Annotated in this window: 18 protein-coding genes; 12 read left to right on the top strand and 6 right to left on the bottom strand. The window is 61.0% G+C overall.

The features are described from left to right. Window positions 1-127: 127 nt before the first annotated feature. On the bottom strand, window positions 128-1216 hold the full coding sequence (gene nadA, locus BLO49_RS04760) for a quinolinate synthase NadA (protein WP_090644821.1): 1089 nt from the start codon (window positions 1214-1216) through the stop codon (window positions 128-130). A gap of 249 nt (window positions 1217-1465) precedes the next feature. Between nadA and BLO49_RS04755 the strand changes: the two genes are divergently transcribed. The 4 genes from BLO49_RS04755 to BLO49_RS04740 all read left to right on the top strand — a co-directional run bounded on the left by BLO49_RS04755 (window position 1466) and on the right by BLO49_RS04740 (window position 3714). Further along, window positions 1466-1927: a Dps family protein gene (locus BLO49_RS04755; RefSeq protein WP_090644819.1), complete on the top strand. Its 462-nt coding sequence runs from the start codon at window positions 1466-1468 to the stop codon at window positions 1925-1927. A gap of 82 nt (window positions 1928-2009) precedes the next feature. After that, on the top strand, window positions 2010-2711 hold the full coding sequence (locus BLO49_RS04750) for a DUF2459 domain-containing protein (RefSeq protein ID WP_090644816.1): 702 nt from the start codon (window positions 2010-2012) through the stop codon (window positions 2709-2711). Window positions 2712-2774: 63 nt separating this feature from the next. Then, the gene (gene arfB, locus BLO49_RS04745; RefSeq protein WP_090644813.1) at window positions 2775-3206 is read left to right on the top strand and encodes an alternative ribosome rescue aminoacyl-tRNA hydrolase ArfB; all 432 of its coding nucleotides are present in this window, start codon (window positions 2775-2777) and stop codon (window positions 3204-3206) included. After that, window positions 3196-3714 carry a GNAT family N-acetyltransferase gene (locus BLO49_RS04740; RefSeq protein WP_090644809.1) on the top strand — a complete coding sequence of 173 codons (519 nt, stop codon included), beginning with the start codon at window positions 3196-3198 and terminating at the stop codon, window positions 3712-3714. Before arfB ends, BLO49_RS04740 begins: the two co-directional genes overlap by 11 nt. Here the strand turns inward: BLO49_RS04740 and BLO49_RS04735 are convergent. Further along, complete coding sequence (locus BLO49_RS04735) at window positions 3683-4813, bottom strand: glycosyltransferase family 4 protein (RefSeq protein ID WP_090644807.1); 1131 nt, start codon at window positions 4811-4813, stop codon at window positions 3683-3685. The genes BLO49_RS04740 and BLO49_RS04735 overlap by 32 nt on opposite strands. Before the next feature lie 142 nt (window positions 4814-4955). Further along, window positions 4956-6164, bottom strand: a complete 1209-nt coding sequence (locus BLO49_RS04730; RefSeq protein ID WP_090644804.1) for a pyridoxal phosphate-dependent aminotransferase — start codon at window positions 6162-6164, stop codon at window positions 4956-4958. 305 nt (window positions 6165-6469) lie between these two features. On the opposite strand from BLO49_RS04730, the gene BLO49_RS04725 reads away from it, so the two are divergent. The 7 genes from BLO49_RS04725 (at window position 6470) to BLO49_RS18130 (ending at window position 14085) form a co-directional block, all read left to right on the top strand. Next, the gene (locus BLO49_RS04725; protein WP_090644801.1) at window positions 6470-7156 is read left to right on the top strand and encodes a TVP38/TMEM64 family protein; all 687 of its coding nucleotides are present in this window, start codon (window positions 6470-6472) and stop codon (window positions 7154-7156) included. Between the two features lie 389 nt (window positions 7157-7545). Then, window positions 7546-8589: a rod shape-determining protein gene (locus tag BLO49_RS04720; RefSeq protein WP_090644799.1), complete on the top strand. Its 1044-nt coding sequence runs from the start codon at window positions 7546-7548 to the stop codon at window positions 8587-8589. A 120-nt stretch (window positions 8590-8709) separates the two neighbouring features. Then, window positions 8710-9864: a rod shape-determining protein MreC gene (mreC, locus tag BLO49_RS04715; RefSeq protein ID WP_245678857.1), complete on the top strand. Its 1155-nt coding sequence runs from the start codon at window positions 8710-8712 to the stop codon at window positions 9862-9864. A 14-nt stretch (window positions 9865-9878) separates the two neighbouring features. Next, window positions 9879-10448 (top strand): hypothetical protein, encoded by a 570-nt coding sequence (locus BLO49_RS04710; RefSeq protein ID WP_245678856.1) that lies wholly within the window; start codon window positions 9879-9881, stop codon window positions 10446-10448. Between the two features lie 12 nt (window positions 10449-10460). Continuing rightward, window positions 10461-12455: a penicillin-binding protein 2 gene (gene mrdA / locus BLO49_RS04705; RefSeq protein ID WP_090644791.1), complete on the top strand. Its 1995-nt coding sequence runs from the start codon at window positions 10461-10463 to the stop codon at window positions 12453-12455. An 8-nt stretch (window positions 12456-12463) separates the two neighbouring features. Continuing rightward, window positions 12464-13627, top strand: a complete 1164-nt coding sequence (rodA, locus tag BLO49_RS04700; protein ID WP_090644788.1) for a rod shape-determining protein RodA — start codon at window positions 12464-12466, stop codon at window positions 13625-13627. A 236-nt stretch (window positions 13628-13863) separates the two neighbouring features. After that, complete coding sequence (locus BLO49_RS18130; protein WP_139159619.1) at window positions 13864-14085, top strand: hypothetical protein; 222 nt, start codon at window positions 13864-13866, stop codon at window positions 14083-14085. Here the strand turns inward: BLO49_RS18130 and pip are convergent. Beyond that, window positions 14082-15083, bottom strand: coding sequence for a prolyl aminopeptidase (pip, locus tag BLO49_RS04695; protein WP_090644785.1), 1002 nt, complete (start codon window positions 15081-15083; stop codon window positions 14082-14084). The genes BLO49_RS18130 and pip overlap by 4 nt on opposite strands. A 48-nt stretch (window positions 15084-15131) precedes the next feature. Here pip and BLO49_RS04690 point away from each other — a divergent pair, with 48 nt between their 5' ends. After that, window positions 15132-16346 carry an MFS transporter gene (locus BLO49_RS04690; RefSeq protein WP_170828208.1) on the top strand — a complete coding sequence of 405 codons (1215 nt, stop codon included), beginning with the start codon at window positions 15132-15134 and terminating at the stop codon, window positions 16344-16346. Here BLO49_RS04690 and dgcA read toward each other — a convergent pair. Then, entirely contained in the window at window positions 16343-17320 is a 978-nt protein-coding gene (gene dgcA / locus BLO49_RS04685; RefSeq protein ID WP_090644780.1) for an N-acetyl-D-Glu racemase DgcA, read from the bottom strand. The two genes, BLO49_RS04690 and dgcA, sit on opposite strands and share 4 nt — an antisense overlap. Next, a complete protein-coding gene (locus BLO49_RS04680; RefSeq protein ID WP_090644777.1) occupies window positions 17317-20046 on the bottom strand; it encodes a tipN in 2730 nt (909 codons plus the stop codon). The genes dgcA and BLO49_RS04680 overlap by 4 nt, the downstream gene beginning before the upstream one ends. Between the last annotated feature and the right edge of the window lie 117 nt (window positions 20047-20163).

Here is a 20163-nt window from a genome sequence, read left to right as displayed (position 1 = left end):
GGTGGAGGGGTAAATACCGGCATTAGCGTATTTGGTCTTTACCCCTCCGCCTTGACGCGCTTCGCTTGCTCGGCACCTCCCCTCCAAGAGGGGAGGAACTGAAAAGCAGCACTCATATCATTACGCCCTAACTGATCATCTCGACATCGACGTGGTGCCTGGCCTTGACCATGTCATAGCGGGCGGGTGTTTTCAGCGGCGGCATGTCGATCATGCGCTGAACGGCCAGCGCCGCGCGCGGGATCAATTCGGGATCGACGGTCACCTCGTACTGGTGATAGCGCAGGCTGTCATAGATACCCTGCAGTGTGATGCGCTTCATATGCGGGCACAGGTTGCAGGGGCGCAGGAATTCGACGCCTGGCGCCTCGGCGGTGACATTATCGGCCATAGAGCATTCGGTGATCAGCACCACCTGCTTCGGCTTGTTGTGCGTAACGTAATCGGCCATGGCCGTGGTCGAGCCTGTGAAATCCGAGGCGGCGATAACCTCCGGCGGGCATTCCGGATGCGCCAGCACGACGACGCCGGGATGGGCGGCGCGGACATCGGCGATATCCTGCGCATCAAAGCGCTCATGGACTTCACAGGCGCCGGCCCAGGCGATGATCTTGATGTGCGTCTGGCGCGCCACATTCCTCGCCAGGAACTGGTCCGGCAGCATGATGACCGTATCGACGCCCCACTCGGCGGCGATATGCTCGACGACCTGCACGGCATTGGCCGAAGTGCAGCAGATGTCGGTTTCGGCCTTCACATCGGCCGTGGTGTTGACATAGGTGACGACCGGCAGGCCGGGATATTTCTGCTTTATCAGGCGCACCTGCTCGCCGGTGATCGAAGAGGCCAGTGAGCAGCCGGCCCGCAGGTCGGGGATCAGCACGGTCTTTTGCGGCGCCAGGATCTTGGAAGTCTCGGCCATGAAGTGAACACCGCCCTGGACGATGATATCGGCCGAGGATTTGGCGGCTTCGCGCGCAAGGCCGAGACTGTCACCGACATAATCACCCACGCCATGGAAAATATCCGGCGTCATGTAGTTGTGCGCCAGGATGACCGCATTCATTTCAGCCTTGAGGCGGTTGATCGCGTGGATCAGCGGGGCCTGCAACTGCCACTCAAGCGGCGAGACCTTATCCTTCAGACGGGCATAGATATCCGCGGTCTCGGCTTCGATCGCCGGTGTGAATTCCAGATGGGCAGCCGTGTCGGCCATCGTTTCTCTCCAGATGACTTATGCTCATTTTCAGCATAAGGTATGCATAAAATAGTCCGATCGCCGCATATTGCAACCTGTTTGCGTATACGGGCTATCACGTTTTATGACAATTCCACTTTTGCCAGAGGCCAGTGAAATATGCTTTCTGGGGAAAATACGACTAGACGCCTTTCCCTCATTGTATCTTTATGGCGGTATTCTCATATGTGAGCCATCACATCAAAGCCCTATCTGAGGAGATAAATCATGAGCGAAGCCGGCGTTGATAACAGCAAAAAAGTGGGTCTGGAACTGTCCAAGGTTCTGGCTGATACCTTCACGATTTACCAGAAGACCCACGGGTATCACTGGAATGTGGTCGGTCCGAATTTCCGCGGCCTGCACCTGCTGCTGGAAGAGCAATATAACGAGATCTGGACATCGATCGACGAGATTGCCGAGCGTATCCGTGCCTTGGGGCAGACCGCGCCGATGGGGTCCGACGCCTTCGGCAACCTGACCTCGATCAAGGATGGCGATCCGGCGGCTTCGGCTCAGGACATGCTGAAAGACCTCGCCAAGGATCACGCCACGGTCGTCGCCACGCTGAAAGCGGCGGTGAAAGCGTCCGAGGATGCCGGCGATGTTTCGACCGCCGATCTCTGCACCACGCGGCTGACGGCGCATGAAAAGCACCTGTGGATGATCAAGGCATCGCTTCAGGGTTAGCATCATCGATCACGGTTTCGTGATAATTTGATTGGACAATGTTCAAAAGTCATGGTGTTCTTCCGTTCAAAGGGGGAATGACATGGCTTTTTCTATCAAACATCCGTGGTGTAAGAGCGTATGCCTGTTGGTGTTTCTCTATCTGTTTGCGGCCCTCCTGACCCTGAAGGGCGGAGACGGCGCGCTTTATCCGGCGCGAACAGATGCTGTACCCATCTATATCGTCAACAATGGTTTCCACACGGATATCGCCCTGCCGGCCGGGGCGGTCATGTCCAGGGGCGGGCTCCTCGCCGATGCCGCCAGGCAATCGGGCGCGGATGTCAGGGAAGGCAAATGGCTGGTCTATGGATGGGGAGATGCCGGCTTCTTTACTGCGCAGGGGCTGTCTGTCGGTCGCGCGCTTGACGGCCTGCGAGCCCTGTTCAGGCCTGGTAATCCGTCTGTCATTCGTATTTTTGGCGTCTCCGCGCGACCCGACCAGGCCTTCGTTGAAAACATCGCCTCGCGTGCCGTGCTGACACCTGAAGGCTTTGAAGCCATGGTGCGCCATATGGAGGCATCTTTCGTGGTGGAAAATGGCGCCCCGGTCGTGGCCGCCTTGTCGGCGGATGACGTCTTCTTTGTCAGCCGGGAGCATTTCTCTATTCTCCGTGTGTGCAACAACTGGACCGCCGATCAACTGGCGGCGGCGGGGCTGCCGACTGCGCCCCTGCTGGATGGCAACGCGATTTTGCTGGGCCTGGACCTGAAGTTGCGCGCCGGTATTCATCCGGCTGATTGAATGCTTGTAAGAAACAGGCGGGGAAACTCTTGAAGCTGTCGGTATTTTCGCCCACAAGACGGCATGGTTTTTATCACGCCCCGCCTTTCCGTGCCTGACGAGGAACTGCACGAAAGCTTCGTGCGGTCGTCGGGCGCTGGTGGGCAGAATGTCAACAAGGTGGCCACCGCCGTCGAACTGCGCTTCTCGATCACCAATAACTGGACCCTGCCATATGACGTCAAGCAGAGGCTGACAAAGCTTGGCGGCCGGCGGGTGACGCAGGAGGGCGAACTGGTGCTGTTTGTCCAGACGCACCGCACCCAGGAGATGAACCGCAAGGCGGCCCTGGCGCGCTTCGTCGAACTGGTGCAGAAGGCCGCCGCGCCGCCACCGCCGCCGCGTATCGCCACCAAACCGACCAAGGGGGCGGTGCGGCGACGCCTGGAGGGCAAGGCCATTCGCTCCACCGTCAAATCCAATCGCAAACGGCCGGAAGACACCGATGAGTTATAGCATTCGCGCCTCCACCCTGGCCGATGAAGCGGGCATTCGCGCGGTCTATCGCGCGGCGGCTCGTCAGGGCGGTGGGCTTCTGCGCCGCGAGGATGAGATTACGAATGGCTACATACGGCACAATCTCGAAAACAGCCTGCGCATCGGCCTTTCGCTGGTGGCGCAAGCCGATGATGGCCGCATACTGGCGGAAATCCACGCCTGGCCATCTGAAACCCGCCAACTGGGCCACTGCCTGACCAACCTGACCGTGGCGGTTGACCCCGCTGCCCAGGGGCGCGGCATCGGGCGGGCTCTGTTCGTGCATCTGATCGCGTCTGCGAAGGCCAATCCTAAATTCCGCATCATCGAGCTGTACTGCCGCGAGGATAACCGGCGGGCGATCGAACTTTACCAGTCGATGGGCTTTGTCTTCGAAGGACGGCTGAGGGGCAGGGTCTGGCAGGGCGATGGCAGGCCCTATCTCGATGACCTGCTTATGGCGCTTTATTTAACAGCGGACGCATAAGTAATTGTTTGCGCAGGACCAGCCAGCCGACTGTATAGACGGCGATCAGCGCCACAAGCACCAGAAAGCGGATGTCGGTGTGATAGATGCGGTCTATCAGACGCGCGCCGACACCAACCAGACTGGAAAACAGGCATAGCGCCCAGACGCGAAGGGCCAGCCGCCAGTGAGAACTGTCGCGGCGTTGGAGCCAGATCTGGTACAGGTGCTCCTTGTGCGGCTTGAGGACGTTTTGCCCCTTGCGTGTCCGTACGATCAGGGTCAGGACCACATCGACCAGCAAGGGCGCCAGCAGGAAGCCGCCGAACCACACCGATCCCACGCCGTAAGCCTTGACAACAAGTGTCGCCCCGCCGATCAGCGCGCCGGCAAACATCGAACCGGCGTCGCCCTGGAAGGCTTTGGCCTTTTGCGGCTTACCTGGCGGCAGGTTGAACGGGGCAAAGCCGAGATGCGCGCCGGCCACGCATACGCAGATCAGCAGCACCACACCGAGATAGGCGCCGAAGAGGCTTAAAGGGGCCATCAGCAGGATCAGGCCGGCGAAGACCAGCATGGCGATGGTCTGGGCGCCGATCGCCAGACCATTGGAGCCGTCCATGAAATTGATCGTGTTGAGCGTCAGGATCAGCCAGGTGGCACTACCCAAAAGGCCGATCACGGGCGGCACCTGCACAATCACACCGGGACCGAAATCAAGCGCCGTCACCCGATAAAAGTACGCAAAAACCAGGCACAGGCCAATCTGGAAGGCCAGCCGCCAGCTCGCCGGCAGGTCGGCGACATCGTCAACCGCGCCGCAAATGCCCATCAGGCTGGCGAAACCGAAGAGAATCAGACCATCGCGCCAGCTTCCCGGAATGGCATGGCCATAAAAACTGATGGTGAGGCCGATGACCAGGGCCGAGGCCGCCATAATAGCCAGGCCGCCGCTGGTGGGGGTGGGATCGGAATGGGCGCCGCGTTCGCGCGGAAGATCGACCGGACCGCCCTTCATCACCAGGATGCTGAGCAGGGCGCTGACAAATGCCGAAGCGGCCAGGGCGCCCAGCAGCAGTCCCGGCGGAATCAGCCATGTTATCTGCCAGAAACCCGTCATTTGCGCCTTGCTTGCCTTGTTTTTCTGGGCAGGGCAAGCGCAAGTTTATTTTGCGCCGGCTTGCACACATCTTATACGGTATAAACAGAAAAGGCGCGGCCGGATATCCAGCCGCGCCTTCGGGTTTTCAATTCAGGCCAGCCTATTTCAGGCTGGCACAGAAACGTTGAATCCGCGAGCAGGCTTCGGTGAGTACGGCTTCCGACGTGGCGTAGGAGATGCGGAAGAAGGGCGACAGGCCGAAAGCGGCGCCATGAACCACGGCCACTTCCTCGGTTTGAAGCAGTTCACCGGCGAAATCTTCATCGCTGGTGATGACCTTGCCGGAAGGCGCGGTCTTGCCGATACAACCGGCGATCGACGGATAGACGTAGAAGGCGCCTTCCGGATTCGGGCAGGTGATGCCCTTCGCATTGTTCAGCATGGCGACGACGAGGTCACGGCGCTTCTGGAAGGCGGCCGCGCGCGGGGCGATAAAGTCCTGCGTCCCGTTCAGCGCCTCGACGGCCGCCCACTGGGCGATCGAGCACGGATTGGAGGTCGATTGCGAGATGATCTTCGACATCGCCTTGATCAGCGGCTCTGGGCCGGCGCAGTAACCGATGCGCCAGCCGGTCATCGAATAGGCTTTCGAGACGCCGTTCATGGTCAGGGTGCGGTCATAGAGTTCCGGCACGACCTGAGCGATTGTGGCATATTCCATACCGTCGAACAGCAGGTGCTCGTACATGTCGTCGGTCAGAATCCAGACCTGCGGATGACGCTTCAGCACCTCGCCCAGGGCCTTCAGGTCAGCGGCGGTATAGACGGCGCCGGTCGGGTTGGAGGGCGAATTGAGGATCAGCCACTTGGTCTTCGGCGTGATGGCGGCTTCCAGGGTTTCCGGCGTCAGCTTGAAACCGGTTTCCATGCCTGCCACCGCGAAGACGGGGGTGCCGCCGGCCAGCAGTACCATGTCGGGGTAGGAGACCCAGTAGGGCGCGGGCACGATCACTTCGTCGCCAGCATTCAGAGAGGCCATGAAGGCGTTATAGATGACCGGCTTGCCGCCGGGCGACACCGAAACCTGGGTGGTCTTGTAGTCCAGGCCGTTTTCACGCTTGAACTTGGCCACGATGGCGGCCTTCAATTCCGGAATGCCGTCGACGTCGGTATAACGGGTTTCGCCACGCTTGATCGCCTTGATGGCGGCGTCGCAGATGTTTTCAGGGGTGTCGAAGTCCGGTTCGCCGGCGCCCAGCGAAATCACCTTCTTGCCCTGGCGGGCCAGTTCACGCGCCTTGGCGGTGACGGCGAGGGTCGGGGAGGGTTTCACGCGCTTCAGCGTATCGGATTCGGAGAAATCGGCCATGGGGGTGCTCACAGGTGGAAGGCGGTTCCCGGAAGCGGAACCGAGGGAAAAATGCAGGCCCCTCTTTACTCGCACGCGTTCATTTGTCCAACTGTCATCATCCATCATTAGAGAATTTCTTTCCGGGTTTTGTCTGAATTTTGAGAACTGTAGGGCTTTGGCCGCCGAACCGGTTTCAACTGTTTCTAAAAACGCGGTTTTGCAGCTTATTTACTTGCCCGAAGCATAGCTTTGCAGACATACAGCGTGCAATGCACACTCGACTACAACATTTATGGCGACGCGTTACAGGTCTGTTCCTTCATATGGACGCCAAGGCCGTGCGCGCCCTGTGGGGCAGCCTGGTCCTGCTCGCCCTGGTCGTGGCGGTTTTCCTGATCGGCAAATCGGCGTGGGGCCAGGAAATTCTCAAGAGCCTCGAAATGTGGATGGAGCAGTACCGCAATTCACCGATGGCCGTGGTCATTGTCATTGTGGTCTTCTGCGTGTCCGCCCTGTTCGGCGCGCCGCAGTTCGTGCTGATCGCCGCCTGCGTGGTGGCCTTCGGCCCCTGGTGGGGCGGGTTTTATAGCTGGATTGCCACGGTGCTTTCGGCGGTCATGACCTTCTACATGGGGCGGTTCGCCGGCGCCGGCGTCATGAAGCGGCTGGGCGGCAACCATGTCGGCCGCCTGTCGGAATATATCGGCCGCAATGCCTTTTCGGCTTCCTTCATCGTCCGCAATATTCCCTCGGCGCCCTTCATCGTTGTCAATATGGCCTTTGGCACCTCGCGGGCACCATTCCTGCCCTTTATTACCGGGTGCGCGCTCGGCATTATTCCGAAGACCGCTTTGGTGGCCATGTTTGGATCGTCCTTCGCATCTGTGAAGGGCGGCGACTGGAAGATGGCGCTTCTGATGGCTGTTATTGCAATCGCCTGGCTCGGCCTCATGCTGGTGGCGCGCAAGGTGTATGAGGCGGCCAAGAACCGCCAGCAGGCCACGGACTGAATGGCGGGAAAGAGTCGTTTTTATATACGTATGCGCTGGAAAATGGCGCAGGCCGGCAGGGCGCAAATTCCTGAAGCGAACCAGATGACATTTTATGTGATCGCGCGGCTGTTTCCATACAGGTTTTTCATTGAAAACAGATGGTTAACTATTTCGCTTGTAGGGTGAAACTATCTTTTTTTTCAACCCCCTTGAAATATGATTCCAATAAGGGCAAGTGAGAATTTTCCGGGAGTGAAAACCTGATGATTCAAGGCAATCTGGCCTTGTTCCACAGCCGCTGCACGGATTGCCCCCAAAATGCCTTCCTTACACCTTACGGGGTTCGCCCCACTGTAAAAACCGGCCTCGCCAAGAGCCAACTTAAAGAACCAAGGTAGTTTATCTCAATGCTCAAGTCCTTCTTCGGCGGATTTTCCAACGACATCGCCATCGACCTTGGCACGGCCAATACGCTGATCTACATGAAGGGCCGCGGGATCGTGCTTAACGAGCCGTCGGTCGTGGCGCTGCGTAATGTCGGTGGTCGCAAGCTGGTTCACGCCGTCGGGATCGAAGCCAAGCAGATGCTGGGCCGTACGCCGGGCCACATGGAAGCCATTCGCCCGATGCGCGATGGCGTCATCGCCGACTTCGAAGTCGCCGAGGAAATGATCAAGTATTTCATCCGCAAGGTGCATAATCGCAAGGGTTTCGTGAATCCCAAGGTTATCGTCTGCGTGCCTTCGGGCGCCACGGCGGTGGAACGCCGCGCGATCAACGATTCCTGCCTCAATGCCTCGGCTCGCCGCGTCGGCCTGCTCGATGAGCCCATGGCCGCCGCCATCGGCGCCGGCCTGCCGATCCACGAGCCGACCGGTTCGATGGTCGTCGATATCGGCGGCGGCACCACGGAAGTGGCCGTGCTTTCCCTGTCGGGTATCGTCTATTCCAAGTCTGTCCGCGTCGGCGGCGACAAGATGGACGAGGCGATCACCAACTTCATGCGCCGAAATCACAACCTGCTGATCGGCGAAACCACCGCCGAGCGCATAAAGAAGGACATCGGTACCGCCCGCGTACCGCATGACGGCGAGGGCCTGGCGATCGATGTCAAGGGCCGCGACCTGATGCAGGGCGTGCCGCGCGAAGTGCGTATCTCGGAGCGCCAGGCGGCGGAAGCCCTGGCCGAACCGGTGGCGCAGATCATCGACGCCGTGAAGGTGGCCCTGGAAGCCACCCCGCCGGAACTGGCGGCCGATATCGCCGACAAGGGCATCATGCTGACCGGCGGCGGCGCTTTGCTGCGCGGCCTGGATATCGAAATCCGCGACCAGACCGGCCTGCCGGTCTCCGTCGCCGAAGACCCGCTGTCCTGCGTGGCTATCGGCTGCGGCCGCGTGCTTGAACATCCGCGCTGGATGAAGGGCATCCTTGACGCCACCATGTCTTGAGGACAGCGTCATAATTTGGCGGCGATCTCTTGATAAATATATTGCCGCTTCGGCTTTAAGGAATTTTGTAGCGTGGCCTACGGGGACAAGACGGGACACTTCGAACATCTGAAACTGCCTATGACCTGGGCAGTCATGGGTGTGGTCGCGCTGGTGTGCGTCGTAGCGGCCCTGCTGTTCCTGGGAGACCGCCGCGAAGAGGTCGATTCCTCTGGTTATGCCAACCGCGCCGGTTTCGACACCGTGGCCGGCTTCCCAGATAAGGTTCTGGCCTATCCGGTTCACAAGATCGGCGACGGCACCAACTGGTTCGATGATTATTTCTTCGCCATCCGCGAAAACCGCAAGCTCAAGATGAAGGTCGCCGAGCTGACGCAGTACCGCGACCTGTATATCGAAGAAAAAGACATCAATACCCGTTATGAACGCCTGCTCAACCTGCGCACGGAGCCGCCGGTCGAGACGGTGACGGCGCGCTCGGTCGCCGTATCGCGCGGCCCTTTCGCCAATAACCGCCTGATCGATGCCGGCTCCAACAAGAAGATTTCCTTTGGCAATCCGGTCATTACCGATCAGGGGCTTGTGGGCCGTGTAGTCGGCGTGTCGCCCGATGTCAGCCGCGTCCTGATGGTGACCGACGTGACAAGCCATGTGCCGGTGATGATCCTGCGGTCCGACGCCCGCGCCATGATGAGCGGTGACGGCGGCGGCTATCCCAAGCTCGATTTTGTTCGCGGCAAGGACAGTGTCAAGGTCGGTGACCAGATCCTGTCATCGGGCGATGGCGGGGTCTTCCCGCGCGGTCTGCCGGTCGGCGAGGCGGTCAAGGGCGTCGATAACGTCTGGCGCGTCCGGCTCTATTCCAACCGCTCGGCGATCGATTTCGTGAAGGTGCTGCTGTTCAAGGACTTCTCGCAATTGCCCAATGCCGATACCATCCTGCGCGCGCCGCCGGTCAGTGATGTGCTGCCGCCGCCCGCCCTGCCGGCGGTGCAGTCCGCGTCCTCTTCGGCAACGGCCACGTCGTCCTCCGCCGCAGCCAGCAGCGCCACGACTGTAAAGCCGGTGATCGGGGCGACTACCAGCGCTGCCGCTACATCGGTCGTAGCGAAACCGAAGCCGAAACCGGTCATTCCTAAGCCGGCAGCGACCGCCTCGTCGTCTGCAGCCGCTTCCCGGCCGGCGGCTTCCTCCGCAGCCGCGCCAGTAACGCCGGAATTGAAACCCTATGTGCCGCCCTCGACGCCGGCGGCCGATCCCTCAGGACAAAACTGATGAAGATGCCGGGCATGTTGGGGCCCAGAAAGCGTCCGTTCGGCGGCACGGTGATCAATCGCGGCGTCCGGGCCAGCATGGCTTCCAAGGTTATTACGCCCTGGGACTGGATTCTGGCACCGGCCCTGATGAGCGTGGCCCTGACCATTGTCCTCGCCACGGCCTTCCAGCCTTTTGGCTTCTATTTGCCTGAGCCGGTGTCGCCCTTCATCCTGGCCTTCGCCTGGCCGCTGATCCGGCCCTCTTACATCGCCCCCTTTGTCCTGGGTGGGCTTGGTTTCTTTCTCGACTTCTTCTGGGGGGCGCCGCTCGGCTTCTGGACGTTCAGCCTCGTGCTGGTTTATGGCGTGCTGGCCCTTGCGCGGACCTACCTGATCGGCCAGGAATGGATTGTACTGTTCGGTCTGTTCCTCCTGACGGAATTCATCTTTTTCAGCCTGTGCGTCCTGCTGACCTTTATCGATACCGGTGCGGTGGCCCGCCTGTGGGGCGTGGTCGAGCAGGCATTCGCCACCACATTGATGTTTCCGTTCGTACTGATCCTGCTGGAAAAGTACCTCCATTCCGACGTCCGGTTCATGTGAGCGGGGTGAAAGATGGCTGAACCTTCACTTGTCTTTACCGATGTAAATGAACGCCAGGGCATGTTCACCCGGCGCATCTTCCTGATGGGCGGGCTGGTGGCGTTCGGCATGTTTGCGCTCACCGGTCGGCTGGCGCACTTACAGATCGTACAGGGCGGCAAGTACAAGAAGCTGTCGGCCGCCAATCAGTACAATTTCCGGTTGATAACGCCACCGCGCGGCAATATCTATGACCGCAACGGCAAGCTGATAGCCGGCAATCGGCCGTCCTTCCGTGTCATGATCGAGACCAACGAGGTCAAGAACATTGACGACACGCTCGATCAGGTCTCCTACGTCCTGCCGCAGACCCTTGCCAGCCGCCGCCGTATTTTGCGCGACATTAATCAGAACCAGCGCTCGGTGCCGACCATTATCGCCGGCGACCTGAGCTGGGAGGATTTCTCCAAGGTCAGTCTTTACGCCAACGATATTCCCGGCGTCGTGGCCGATATGGATGAAATGCGCGCCTATTATTACGGCGGTGCCTTCTCGCATGTCGTCGGCTATGTCTCGAAGGTGAACCAGAAGGATCTCGACAACGAAAAGAACGCCTCGGAAACCGATTTTAACCTCCTGCACCACCCCAGTTTCCGCATCGGCAAGACCGGCATCGAACGGGCCTTCGACAAGGACCTGCGCGGCGTGGCCGGCGGCAAAAAGGTCGAGGTCGATGCACGCGGCAAGGTGGTGGCTCAGGACGACGAAGGCTCGATCGAACCCGTTCCCGGCAAGGACATCGTCCTGACGCTCGATGCGGATATCCAGCAGCGCGCCATCGAGGTCTTCGGCCAGGATTCCGGTTCCTGCGTCATGATGGATATCCATACCGGCGAGGTCCTGTGCATGACCTCAAGCCCCGGTTTCGATCCCAACCTGTTCGTTTCGGGTATTTCCAGCGACGCCTACAAGCTTCTGCACGATTATGATCGCGTGCCCCTGCTCGACAAGGCGCTGTCCGGCACCTATCCGCCGGGTTCGACCTTCAAGACCCTGGTGGCGTTGGCGGCACTCGAAAACGGCTACGATCCCAAGACGACCCACACCTGCAATGGTGTGTTTCCGTTCGGCAATCACGTTTTCCACTGTGACTCGCATCACGGCACGCTGGACCTGCACGGCGCTATCGTCACCTCGTGCGATGTCTATTTCTATCAGTGCGCCCTGTCGGTGGGGCCGGATAAGATCGCTGCCCTGGCGCGGAAATTCGGCCTGGGGCAGATTTTCGATATCGGCATAGAAGGGCAAAAGGCGGGGGTTGTTCCCGATACGGCCTGGAAACGGGCCTATTTCGATGGCAGCAAGCCCTGGCGTCCCAAGGATCCTAAATGGCAGCCGGGCGAAACACCTTCCATGGGCATCGGGCAGGGCTTTACCAATGTGAATGCCCTGCAAAACTGCGTGGCGGTGTCACGGCTGGCGAATGGGCGCAAGGCCGTCCTGCCGCGCCTGGTCAAGTCCGTGGGGGGGAAGCCCTATAAAGAAACCGAATTTGAAGACCTGGCCGCCGATCCGAATCACATTGCCTTCGTCCGGGCCGCCATGGCTGATGTGGTGACCAGCGGTACGGCCGCGGGCTTTGCCAAGCTCGACCTGGGGCCGATCATGATGGCGGGCAAGACCGGCACGGCGCAATCGCATACCATCAAATCCGGTTCGCGGGCGACCCTGCATCTGGAATGGGAAAAGCGCGACCACGCCTGGTTCGTGGCCTTCGCCCCGGCCGATGCGCCCAAATACGCGATGAGCGTTATCGTGCAGCACGGTGGCTGGGGGTCTTCGTCGGCCGCACCCAAGGCGCGCGAAATCATGCGCATGGCCTTGCTGAAAGACCCTGAAATCCAGAAACGCATTATCGGGGTCAACCCGGCGGACCTGGTCGACAAACCCCTCAGCGATGTGCCGCTGCCTGAAGACGATGCTGGCGCAGCTCCCCCGCCACCCGATACCTTGCCGACAAGCACTTAGGTCATTCCATGGTCGATTCCGCCCTCTCACGTCCCGGACAACGCGATCGTTATGAAAGCAAGATCGCCCAGATCGACTGGCTGTTCGTCGGACTTCTATGCTGTCTGACCGGCATCGGCATCCTGCTGCTTTATAGCGTCGGCGGCATGAAGTGGGATCCGTGGGCCTATAAGCAACTGATCTTCTTCTGCGTCTGCCTGGTGATGATGTGCGCTTTGGCACTGGTCGACCTGCGCATCTGGCTGATGGGGGCCTACTGGTTTTACGGGGGCTCGCTGCTGCTGCTGATCGCGGTCGAGGCGGTGGGTGATGTGCGCATGGGGGCCCAGCGCTGGCTTAGCCTGGGGCCGCTTTCTTTCCAGCCGTCCGAATTCATGAAACTGGCCATTGTGCTCGCCCTGGCGCGCTTTTATCACGAATGCTCGGCCAAGGACGCTAATCTCTCCTGGAAGCTGCTGATCCCCGCCGCCATGATCGGCGTGCCGGCAACGCTCGTCATGCACCAGCCCGATCTCGGCACCGCCGTGCTGATCTCACTGACCGGCGCGTCGGTGATGATCCTGGCCGGCCTGAACTGGAAGATCATCGCGGCGGCGGCCGTGGGCGCGGTGATTACCGTACCGCTGGCCTTCCAGTACGTGCTGCATGATTACCAGAAGAAACGCATCCTGACCTTCCTCAATCCCGAAGGCGATCCGTCCGGTGACGGTTACCATATCCTGCAATCGAAAATCGCCATGGGCTCCGGCGGCCTGCTGGGCAAGGGGCTGGGCCTCGGCTCGCAAAGCCAGCTCAACTTTTTGCCGGAAAAGCACACGGACTTCATCATGGCGGCGGTCTGCGAGGAACTGGGCTTTGCGGGTGGCTTCGTTATCTTCCTGCTCTATGCCCTGATCATCCTGATGGCCCTGCGCATGGCCTCGCTGTCGCACTCGCACTTCGGGCGGCTGGCGGCGGCAGGGGCCACGGCCACCTTCGCGCTCTATGTGCTGATCAATGGCGCCATGGTCATGGGCCTGTTCCCGGTGGTCGGCGTGCCCATGCCACTGGTCTCCTATGGCGGCTCTGCCATGCTGATGGTGATGACCGGCTTCGGCCTGGTGCTGGGCGTCAAGGTCCACCGTTATCAGGAACTGCCGAGGCAGGCGTCTATTTTTCAAAGGTTTGAATAGGCGTTGACCAAAGCACCGCTTTAACAAGTCAGAAACCCCACTACCACATCTCGCCGCTGCGCGGGCTCGTGCGGTCCCCCTCCCCGACAAGCGGGGAGGAGCAGGTGAAGCGCCTTTGTTCTTGTTCCTCCCCGCTTGTCGGGGAGGGGGGACCATAAAGCGAAGCGAAGATGGTGGTGGGGTGTCTTACTTCACTCCACGCTGATTTCTTATGCCGTGCGCTCTATCCTGCACTCATGACGACGAACGAACCTCCAGTCACGAAAACGGAAAGCCGACGCTCGCTGTGGGTGGCGATCGTGCTGTTCGTGATTATCGGTCTGGTGATCGCCGTTATCCTGATCGCGCCGTCAGGATCGCATGACAAACCCGGCGCGGATAATAACAACAAACCGGCCGCCGCCGACCCCACGGCCAACGGCGCCATGACCGGCCGGACAACGCCGGTCGTTCCTTAGCTTAAAGCGACCAAAGCCTCATCGGCGGCCGCCACCAGACCTTCGAGGATACCAGGGTCACTCGACGAGTGACCGGCCTTTTTCACCAGGTTGAAGCGGGCTTCGGGCCAGGCTTTTTTCAGGTCCCAGGCGGTGGCCATAGGCGTCACCACATCGTAGCGGCCCTGTACGATCCAGCCGGGGATATGGCGGATGCGACCGATATTCTCCAGCACCCAGTTCTCATTCTCGAAAAAACCGCCATTTTTGAAATACCAGCTTTCGATCCGCGCAAAGGCGAGCGCGAAGGCCGGATCGGAGAATTTCGACGCCACTTCGGACGGCCCGTCGATGGAGAGGGTGTCGCCTTCCCAGCCGCTCCAGGCCAGGGCGCAGCGCACGCTTTCGGCGCGATCCGGGCCATTCAGCCGCTTGATATAGGCGGAGAGCAGGTCACCGCGTTCGCCCTCGGGGATGGGCGCGACGAATTTTTCCCATATATCCGGATAGAGATGGCTGGCGCCTTCCTGATAGAACCAGTCCAGTTCCGATTTGCGCACCAGGAAGATGCCGCGCAGGATCAGGCCGCTGACACGTTCCGGATGGGTGAGGGCATAGGCGAGAGAGAGGGTTGAGCCCCAGGAACCGCCGAAGACGACCCATTTCTCGATGCCCAGCTTCTGGCGCAGGGCTTCCATGTCGGCGACCAGATGCCAGGTGGTGTTGTCTTCGAGCGAAATGTCTTCCGAAGCGTGCGGCGTCGATTTTCCGCAGCCGCGCTGATCGAACAGGATAATGCGGTAGCCGTCCGGATTGAAGTAGCCGCGCAGGTTGGGCGAGGTGCCGCCGCCGGGACCGCCATGCACCACCACGACCGGCAGGCCCTGGGGATTGCCGCTCTGCTCATAATATATCTTGTGTTTGCCGCCGGTCGGCATATGACCGCTGTCATAGGGCTCGATATCAGGATAAAGGCCGCGCACCGGCGCGCTTTTCTTGGGAATCACAGAGTCAGTCATAATCTTGAGTTTAAATGGGCAAATTGTTGGATATCACTAAGACGTAAAATGCCCGCGCTCACAACCCCTTTCCCTCTGACGACACTGCGCCGGCAGGCCATATTCTACGCCCTGGCCTATGCCGGCACTGGCGCGTCCCTGCCTTTCATGCCGCTGTGGCTGAAGACTCATGGCATGACGGCCGGGCAGATTGGCATCATACTGGCCGCGCCTTTGCTGCTGCGAGCGCTGACCGGGCCGGTCAGTGGCCTGTGGGCCGACGGTTTCAGGCTCTACCGCACACCGCTGGTGTGGCTGGCCTGTTTGGGGGCGCTGTTCTACGCCCTGATGGCGACGGGCGGATGGCTGCCGGGACTGCGCTTTCCGCTTTATCTGGCGCTCTACACCCTGGCGTTCAGTTGCATGACCAGCCTGGCACCGCTCAATGATGCCATGACCATGCAATTGTCACGGCTGGAAAATTTCGCCTACGCCATTCCGCGCGCGGTCGGCTCCAGTTCATTTATCGTCACCAATATCGTTCTGGGTTTCCTGCTGGTGATCTGGCCGACAGACCTGATCCTTGTCTGGCTGGTGGTGGCGGCCATTCTGACAGCGCTGGGCGGCCGTTATCTGCTGGCCGGTCTTGAACGCCCCGGACATGCGCCGCTGGAGTCTGCTGGGGACGGATTCGCGCGTCTGAAAGTCCTGATGCGCGATGAAGGCTTCCTGTGGCTGCTGGCGGCTATCGGCTGCCTGCAGGCGTCGCACAGTTTCTACTACGCCTTTTCGACCATCATCTGGAAGGAACGCGGTTTCTCATCAAGCACCTGCGGCTATCTGTGGGCGGTCGGTGTGGTGGCTGAGGTGGTCTTCATGTGGCGGGGCGAGGGGATCAGGCGAAAGGCTGGTCCGTGGCGGATGCTGGTCGTCGCCGGGATTTTCGCGGTGGCGCGCTGGGGGCTGATGGCCTTTTCGCCGCCGTTGTGGGCGCTTTATCCGTTGCAATGCCTGCACGCCCTGTCGTTCGCCGCAACCTATCTAGCCGGTCTGGAACTGGTGCAGCGCCTGAGCCCGAAAGGCTATGAAAGCCTGGGCCAGACGGTCAATGCCGCCTATGCCAATGGTGTCATGATGGGGCTGGGCACGATCGTTTCCGGTGCCATTTACGTGGCCTTTGCCGCTAAAGGTTACGGCGTAATGGCGGGCGTGGCCGGGTTGGGATTATGTGCCGCCGCGTGGCTTTACAGCCAGCGGGCGCGGCTGATGGCGGTGAGGGATTAGCCCCACAATTCCGGCCTGGGCGGATGCAGGATGGAGCCGGTTATCTCCAGCCCGTGCTCTCGGTCGCGCGCCAGCAGAAGCGGGCCGTCGAGATCGACGAATTCGGCCCCTTGCGCCACCAGCATGGCCGGGGCCATCGAAAGTGAGGTCGCCACCATGCAGCCGACCATGAGGCCAAGCCCGGCCTCGATGGCCGCGGTTTTGAGCGCCAGGGCCTCGGTCAGACCGCCGGTCTTGTCGAGCTTGATATTGATATGGCTGTAGAGCCGCGCGCAGCGGTCCAGTTCGGCGCGGGTATGCAGGCTCTCATCGGCGCACAAGGGCACGGGAGATGAATAGCCCAGCAACTGCTCGTCTTCCGAAACTTTCAGTGGCTGTTCGATCAGTTTGACATCTAGCTTCTGCATCTCCGGCGCCATGCGCACAAGGTCATCGAAATTCAAACCCTCATTGCCATCGACGATAAGGCGCGATTTCGGCGCGTTGGCCCGTACCGCCTCGATGCGGTCGAGATCGTCCGGCCCGCCGATCTTGAGCTTGAGCAGGGGACGGCGGGCATTGGCGGCGGCCTGCACTCCCATGGCTTCGGGCGTGTCGAGGCTTAAGGTATAGGCGGTTTTCAGCGGATCGAGGCGTTTCAGACCGGCGGCGCGCCAGGCCGGAATGCCGGTCAGTTTGGCGTTCAGATCCCACAGGGCGCAATCTATGACATTGCGCGCCGCGCCGGCCGGGAGAAGGTCATGCAGGTCGCTGAAACTTAAACCGGCCTCAATACGACTGCGCACAGCCTCGATATCGGCCACGGATTGCGCGATACTTTCGCCATAACGGGCATAGGGCACGGCCTCGCCGCGGCCGACACAGCCCTGGTCTTCCAGTTCGACATAGAGGACTTGCGCTTCGGTCTTCGAGCCGCGCGCAATGGTGAACCGCCCGGCGATCGGGAAGGTCTCTTCGCGGAGAACAAGTCTCATATCAAATCGCTGAGCGCGGCATCAAGCAGCAGATAGGCACGGCCGGAATCGCTGCCCAGAACCTCGTTCAGTTCTCGGATCGCATCCTTGGCAAGCAAGCCCATATTGATCTGCTGGTCATAGGCGGTGGCGAAATCATTGGCCTGTTGCCGCAGGGGCGCATCGGCCAGCAGCCGCCGACTGAGGCGGCGGATAGCGGCGGGGGCGACACGGCGGACGACTAGGCGAGCCCCTTCATTGTCCTCGGCCATAATGGCGCCGATGACTTCTTCGATCCGGGCGCGGCCGAGCAGTGCCGCGGCATCTATTCCCATGGCGCTGACCTCGGCGACCATCACATCATCCAGGCTGTCGAATTCCGGATCGGGCGGGGGTTCTACCGCTGCCTGGGGTGCGGTTGCCGCTGGCTCCGGCGTCTTGTCGCGGCCTTCCATACCGCCGAGCAGTTCACGCCAGGACCAGCCATCCTGAACGGCGCGGGCCGGGCGGGCTTCACGTTGCGGCGCAGGCGCGGCCGCCGCCCGTTCCGACGCCGGCACACTCAACGGCAGGAGACGCGCGCGGGTAACGGAAGGTTGCACTGGGGCAGGCGCTGGTGCCGGGGCAGGTGGTTCGGGTGATCTGCGGGGCGCGGCCGGGCGACCAAAATCGCGTTCGCGTGCGACCGGTTCGTTGCTCTGGGACTGATCGCCGGATATGACGCCCATCAAACGCACGGCCTCGGTCAGCATGTCGTAATTGCGCTTGACCCGTTCCTGGAAGGCATTGTCGACAGCCTCGGTTTCCTGTGACGCCTTGCGGGCGGCTTCCAGCATGGCATTGATGCCGTCTTCGACACTCTGACGAATTTCGACGATGCGCGCCTGGGCAATGGTGGGCAACTGGTCGGCGCCGGTGGCCAGGTCGTTCAGCGCCTCATTGACCTCGGCAATGGTCTGGCGGGTGTGGGCGAAGCTGGCATCCAGTTTTTGTGCCGTCTGGTCACCGGCCTCACCGATCAGGTCAGCCGATTCCTCGATCAGGCGACGAGCGGCGGCGAAGCGCGTATCAAAGACCTCGTCGGCCTTCTTGCTGGCCTCGAAGATCGATTCATTGAGCCGATCCACACGCATCTGCGCAGTTTGCGACGCCTGATCGGCGGCGCGTTTGGCGTCTTCGGCCGAGGTGTTGAGCTGTTCCAGCGCCTTGCGGGTCTCCTCGACCAGATCGTCACGGGCGTCGGCCGCCATCAGCGAGATATTGGAGAGGGTGGCGTGGATGCGGGTCTCGAAGGCCGTGCGCTCGTTCTCGGCGGCACCCTGAACGGCCTGGAAATGCTCCTGGGCCGAAACAACAATATCGCGCAGCACGTCGATGCCGCGTGCCGAGGTTTCGCCCAGATCGATCGTGGCGACACGGGTGATCGAAAGCGCCTCGGTCAGTTGGGCGCGTTGGTTTTCGATATGGACGGCGAAATCCTCCTGATCGGCACGCAGGGAAAGGGCAGCCGAAACCAGTTCGGCGCGTTGCTGGGACAGCCCCTCCTCGACACTGCGCACCTGGTCGACGACGCCTGAACCGGCGGTTTCCAGGCGCACGGTCTGGCGATCGAGGTCTTCGGCGGCGGTGCGGGCGATATCGGCCACATCGGCCGAGGCCGTGACCACGGCGCTGGTGGAAGCGGCCAGGCTGGCCTCGGCTTCGCGCAACTGCGTCTGGGCCAGGTCGGAGGCATCGGCCACCATGCGCGCCTGACGGTCAACGGCTTCGATAATGCCGCTCGACTGTACGCTCAGCGACTGGCTGAGCGCGCCCATGGATTCGCGTTCATGGGCCAGGGATTGGGTAACGTTTTGTGCCGCCGCGCGGGCATTGGTCGCGGCCTCGGTCAGGCGGTCGGTTTCGGCCTTCAGTTGCGCGCTCAGTTCGGTGACATCGGCATGGGCGAGACGGACGGCGCGAACGGCATGATCGACCTGTTCACGCAGGGCGGCCACCAGATCACCGGTTTGGGCGGCGGCGGAAGCAGCCGGCGCCATCAGGGTATCGGCCAGTTGCGCGGCGCGGTCGGCCTGGCGCGACAGGATGGCGGCATTGCGCAGGGCAAAGGCAGTGGCGAAGATCAGGCCGGTGGGGAAGAGGGCCAGGAAAACCAGCACAACGATCTTGAAAGGTTCATAGGCCAGGGCCGCCAGGTCGGTCTGGGCGCCCAGGGCGAAGGCGGCCAGGCCGCAGGCCCACAGCAGGCTGGCGAAGGTGGCCAGCCCCCACAGCAGAATGGACGAAGGCGCCGCTTTTCGGGCCACGCTTTCCGGCTTGACCTTCTGTGCGCTGACGGAACGGCTGGATTGCGCGGGTGTCTTGTGCATCCTGACCGGCGGCGTGGTTTCGGGGGGCGGTTTCAGTTCGGCCCTGAGTTCGGGAATATCCAGAATGGCTCTGATAGGTGCCGGTTCCGGCGTGGGTTTGTCTTCGGCGCTTAATTCCGGCTCTGGCGCTGGCATGGCTTCCGGGCTGGCCTCCGGAATAGGTTCAGGACGGGTATCGGTCGCCACATGCGTCGGGTTATCGAAGGGCGCTTCGAGAATATCGTTCATCTCTCCCACCTCTCCAGCCTCGGAGCTTTTCGCCACAAGCTCCGCCGGTCCGGCCACGGCTTCCGGCTCATCGAAAAGCGGCCGCAATTTGGAACGGCCGAAAATGGTTTTCGGCTCGGAGGGGGGAAGCGGGGAGCGGGGTGGTTTCATTCACAGTATCCTGAGGCCAGTTTTACATGAACCGATCTTCTTCAGCCATGCGGCGCATTTCCAGGAGAGAGGCGGGTTCTCCCGGCAGGAGAAAGCTACGTCAACTTACGCTTTTCG

It is taken from the genome of Asticcacaulis taihuensis, from assembly GCF_900100255.1.
GTDB lineage: Bacteria > Pseudomonadota > Alphaproteobacteria > Caulobacterales > Caulobacteraceae > Asticcacaulis > Asticcacaulis taihuensis.
The sequence above is the reverse complement of the archived record's forward strand: the minus strand, read 5'-3'. Positions and strand labels throughout refer to the sequence as shown.

Excerpts from the sequence above, each read along its gene's own strand:
- BLO49_RS04720 (WP_090644799.1), top strand. The coding sequence starts at position 7,546 with ATGCTCAAGTCCTTCTTCGGCGGATTTTCCAACGACATCGCCATCGAC.
- BLO49_RS18130 (WP_139159619.1), top strand. The coding sequence starts at position 13,864 with ATGACGACGAACGAACCTCCAGTCACGAAAACGGAAAGCCGACGCTCG.
- nadA (WP_090644821.1), bottom strand. The coding sequence starts at position 1,216 with ATGGCCGACACGGCTGCCCATCTGGAATTCACACCGGCGATCGAAGCC.
- BLO49_RS04680 (WP_090644777.1), bottom strand. The coding sequence starts at position 20,046 with ATGAAACCACCCCGCTCCCCGCTTCCCCCCTCCGAGCCGAAAACCATT.
- dgcA (WP_090644780.1), bottom strand. The coding sequence starts at position 17,320 with ATGAGACTTGTTCTCCGCGAAGAGACCTTCCCGATCGCCGGGCGGTTC.
- BLO49_RS04725 (WP_090644801.1), top strand. The coding sequence starts at position 6,470 with ATGGACGCCAAGGCCGTGCGCGCCCTGTGGGGCAGCCTGGTCCTGCTC.
- rodA (WP_090644788.1), top strand. The coding sequence starts at position 12,464 with ATGGTCGATTCCGCCCTCTCACGTCCCGGACAACGCGATCGTTATGAA.
- BLO49_RS04750 (WP_090644816.1), top strand. The coding sequence starts at position 2,010 with ATGGCTTTTTCTATCAAACATCCGTGGTGTAAGAGCGTATGCCTGTTG.
- arfB (WP_090644813.1), top strand. The coding sequence starts at position 2,775 with ATGGTTTTTATCACGCCCCGCCTTTCCGTGCCTGACGAGGAACTGCAC.
- BLO49_RS04710 (WP_245678856.1), top strand. The coding sequence starts at position 9,879 with ATGTTGGGGCCCAGAAAGCGTCCGTTCGGCGGCACGGTGATCAATCGC.
- BLO49_RS04755 (WP_090644819.1), top strand. The coding sequence starts at position 1,466 with ATGAGCGAAGCCGGCGTTGATAACAGCAAAAAAGTGGGTCTGGAACTG.
- pip (WP_090644785.1), bottom strand. The coding sequence starts at position 15,083 with ATGACTGACTCTGTGATTCCCAAGAAAAGCGCGCCGGTGCGCGGCCTT.
- BLO49_RS04690 (WP_170828208.1), top strand. The coding sequence starts at position 15,132 with ATGCCCGCGCTCACAACCCCTTTCCCTCTGACGACACTGCGCCGGCAG.
- BLO49_RS04730 (WP_090644804.1), bottom strand. The coding sequence starts at position 6,164 with ATGGCCGATTTCTCCGAATCCGATACGCTGAAGCGCGTGAAACCCTCC.
- mreC (WP_245678857.1), top strand. The coding sequence starts at position 8,710 with ATGACCTGGGCAGTCATGGGTGTGGTCGCGCTGGTGTGCGTCGTAGCG.
- BLO49_RS04735 (WP_090644807.1), bottom strand. The coding sequence starts at position 4,813 with ATGACGGGTTTCTGGCAGATAACATGGCTGATTCCGCCGGGACTGCTG.
- BLO49_RS04740 (WP_090644809.1), top strand. The coding sequence starts at position 3,196 with ATGAGTTATAGCATTCGCGCCTCCACCCTGGCCGATGAAGCGGGCATT.
- mrdA (WP_090644791.1), top strand. The coding sequence starts at position 10,461 with ATGGCTGAACCTTCACTTGTCTTTACCGATGTAAATGAACGCCAGGGC.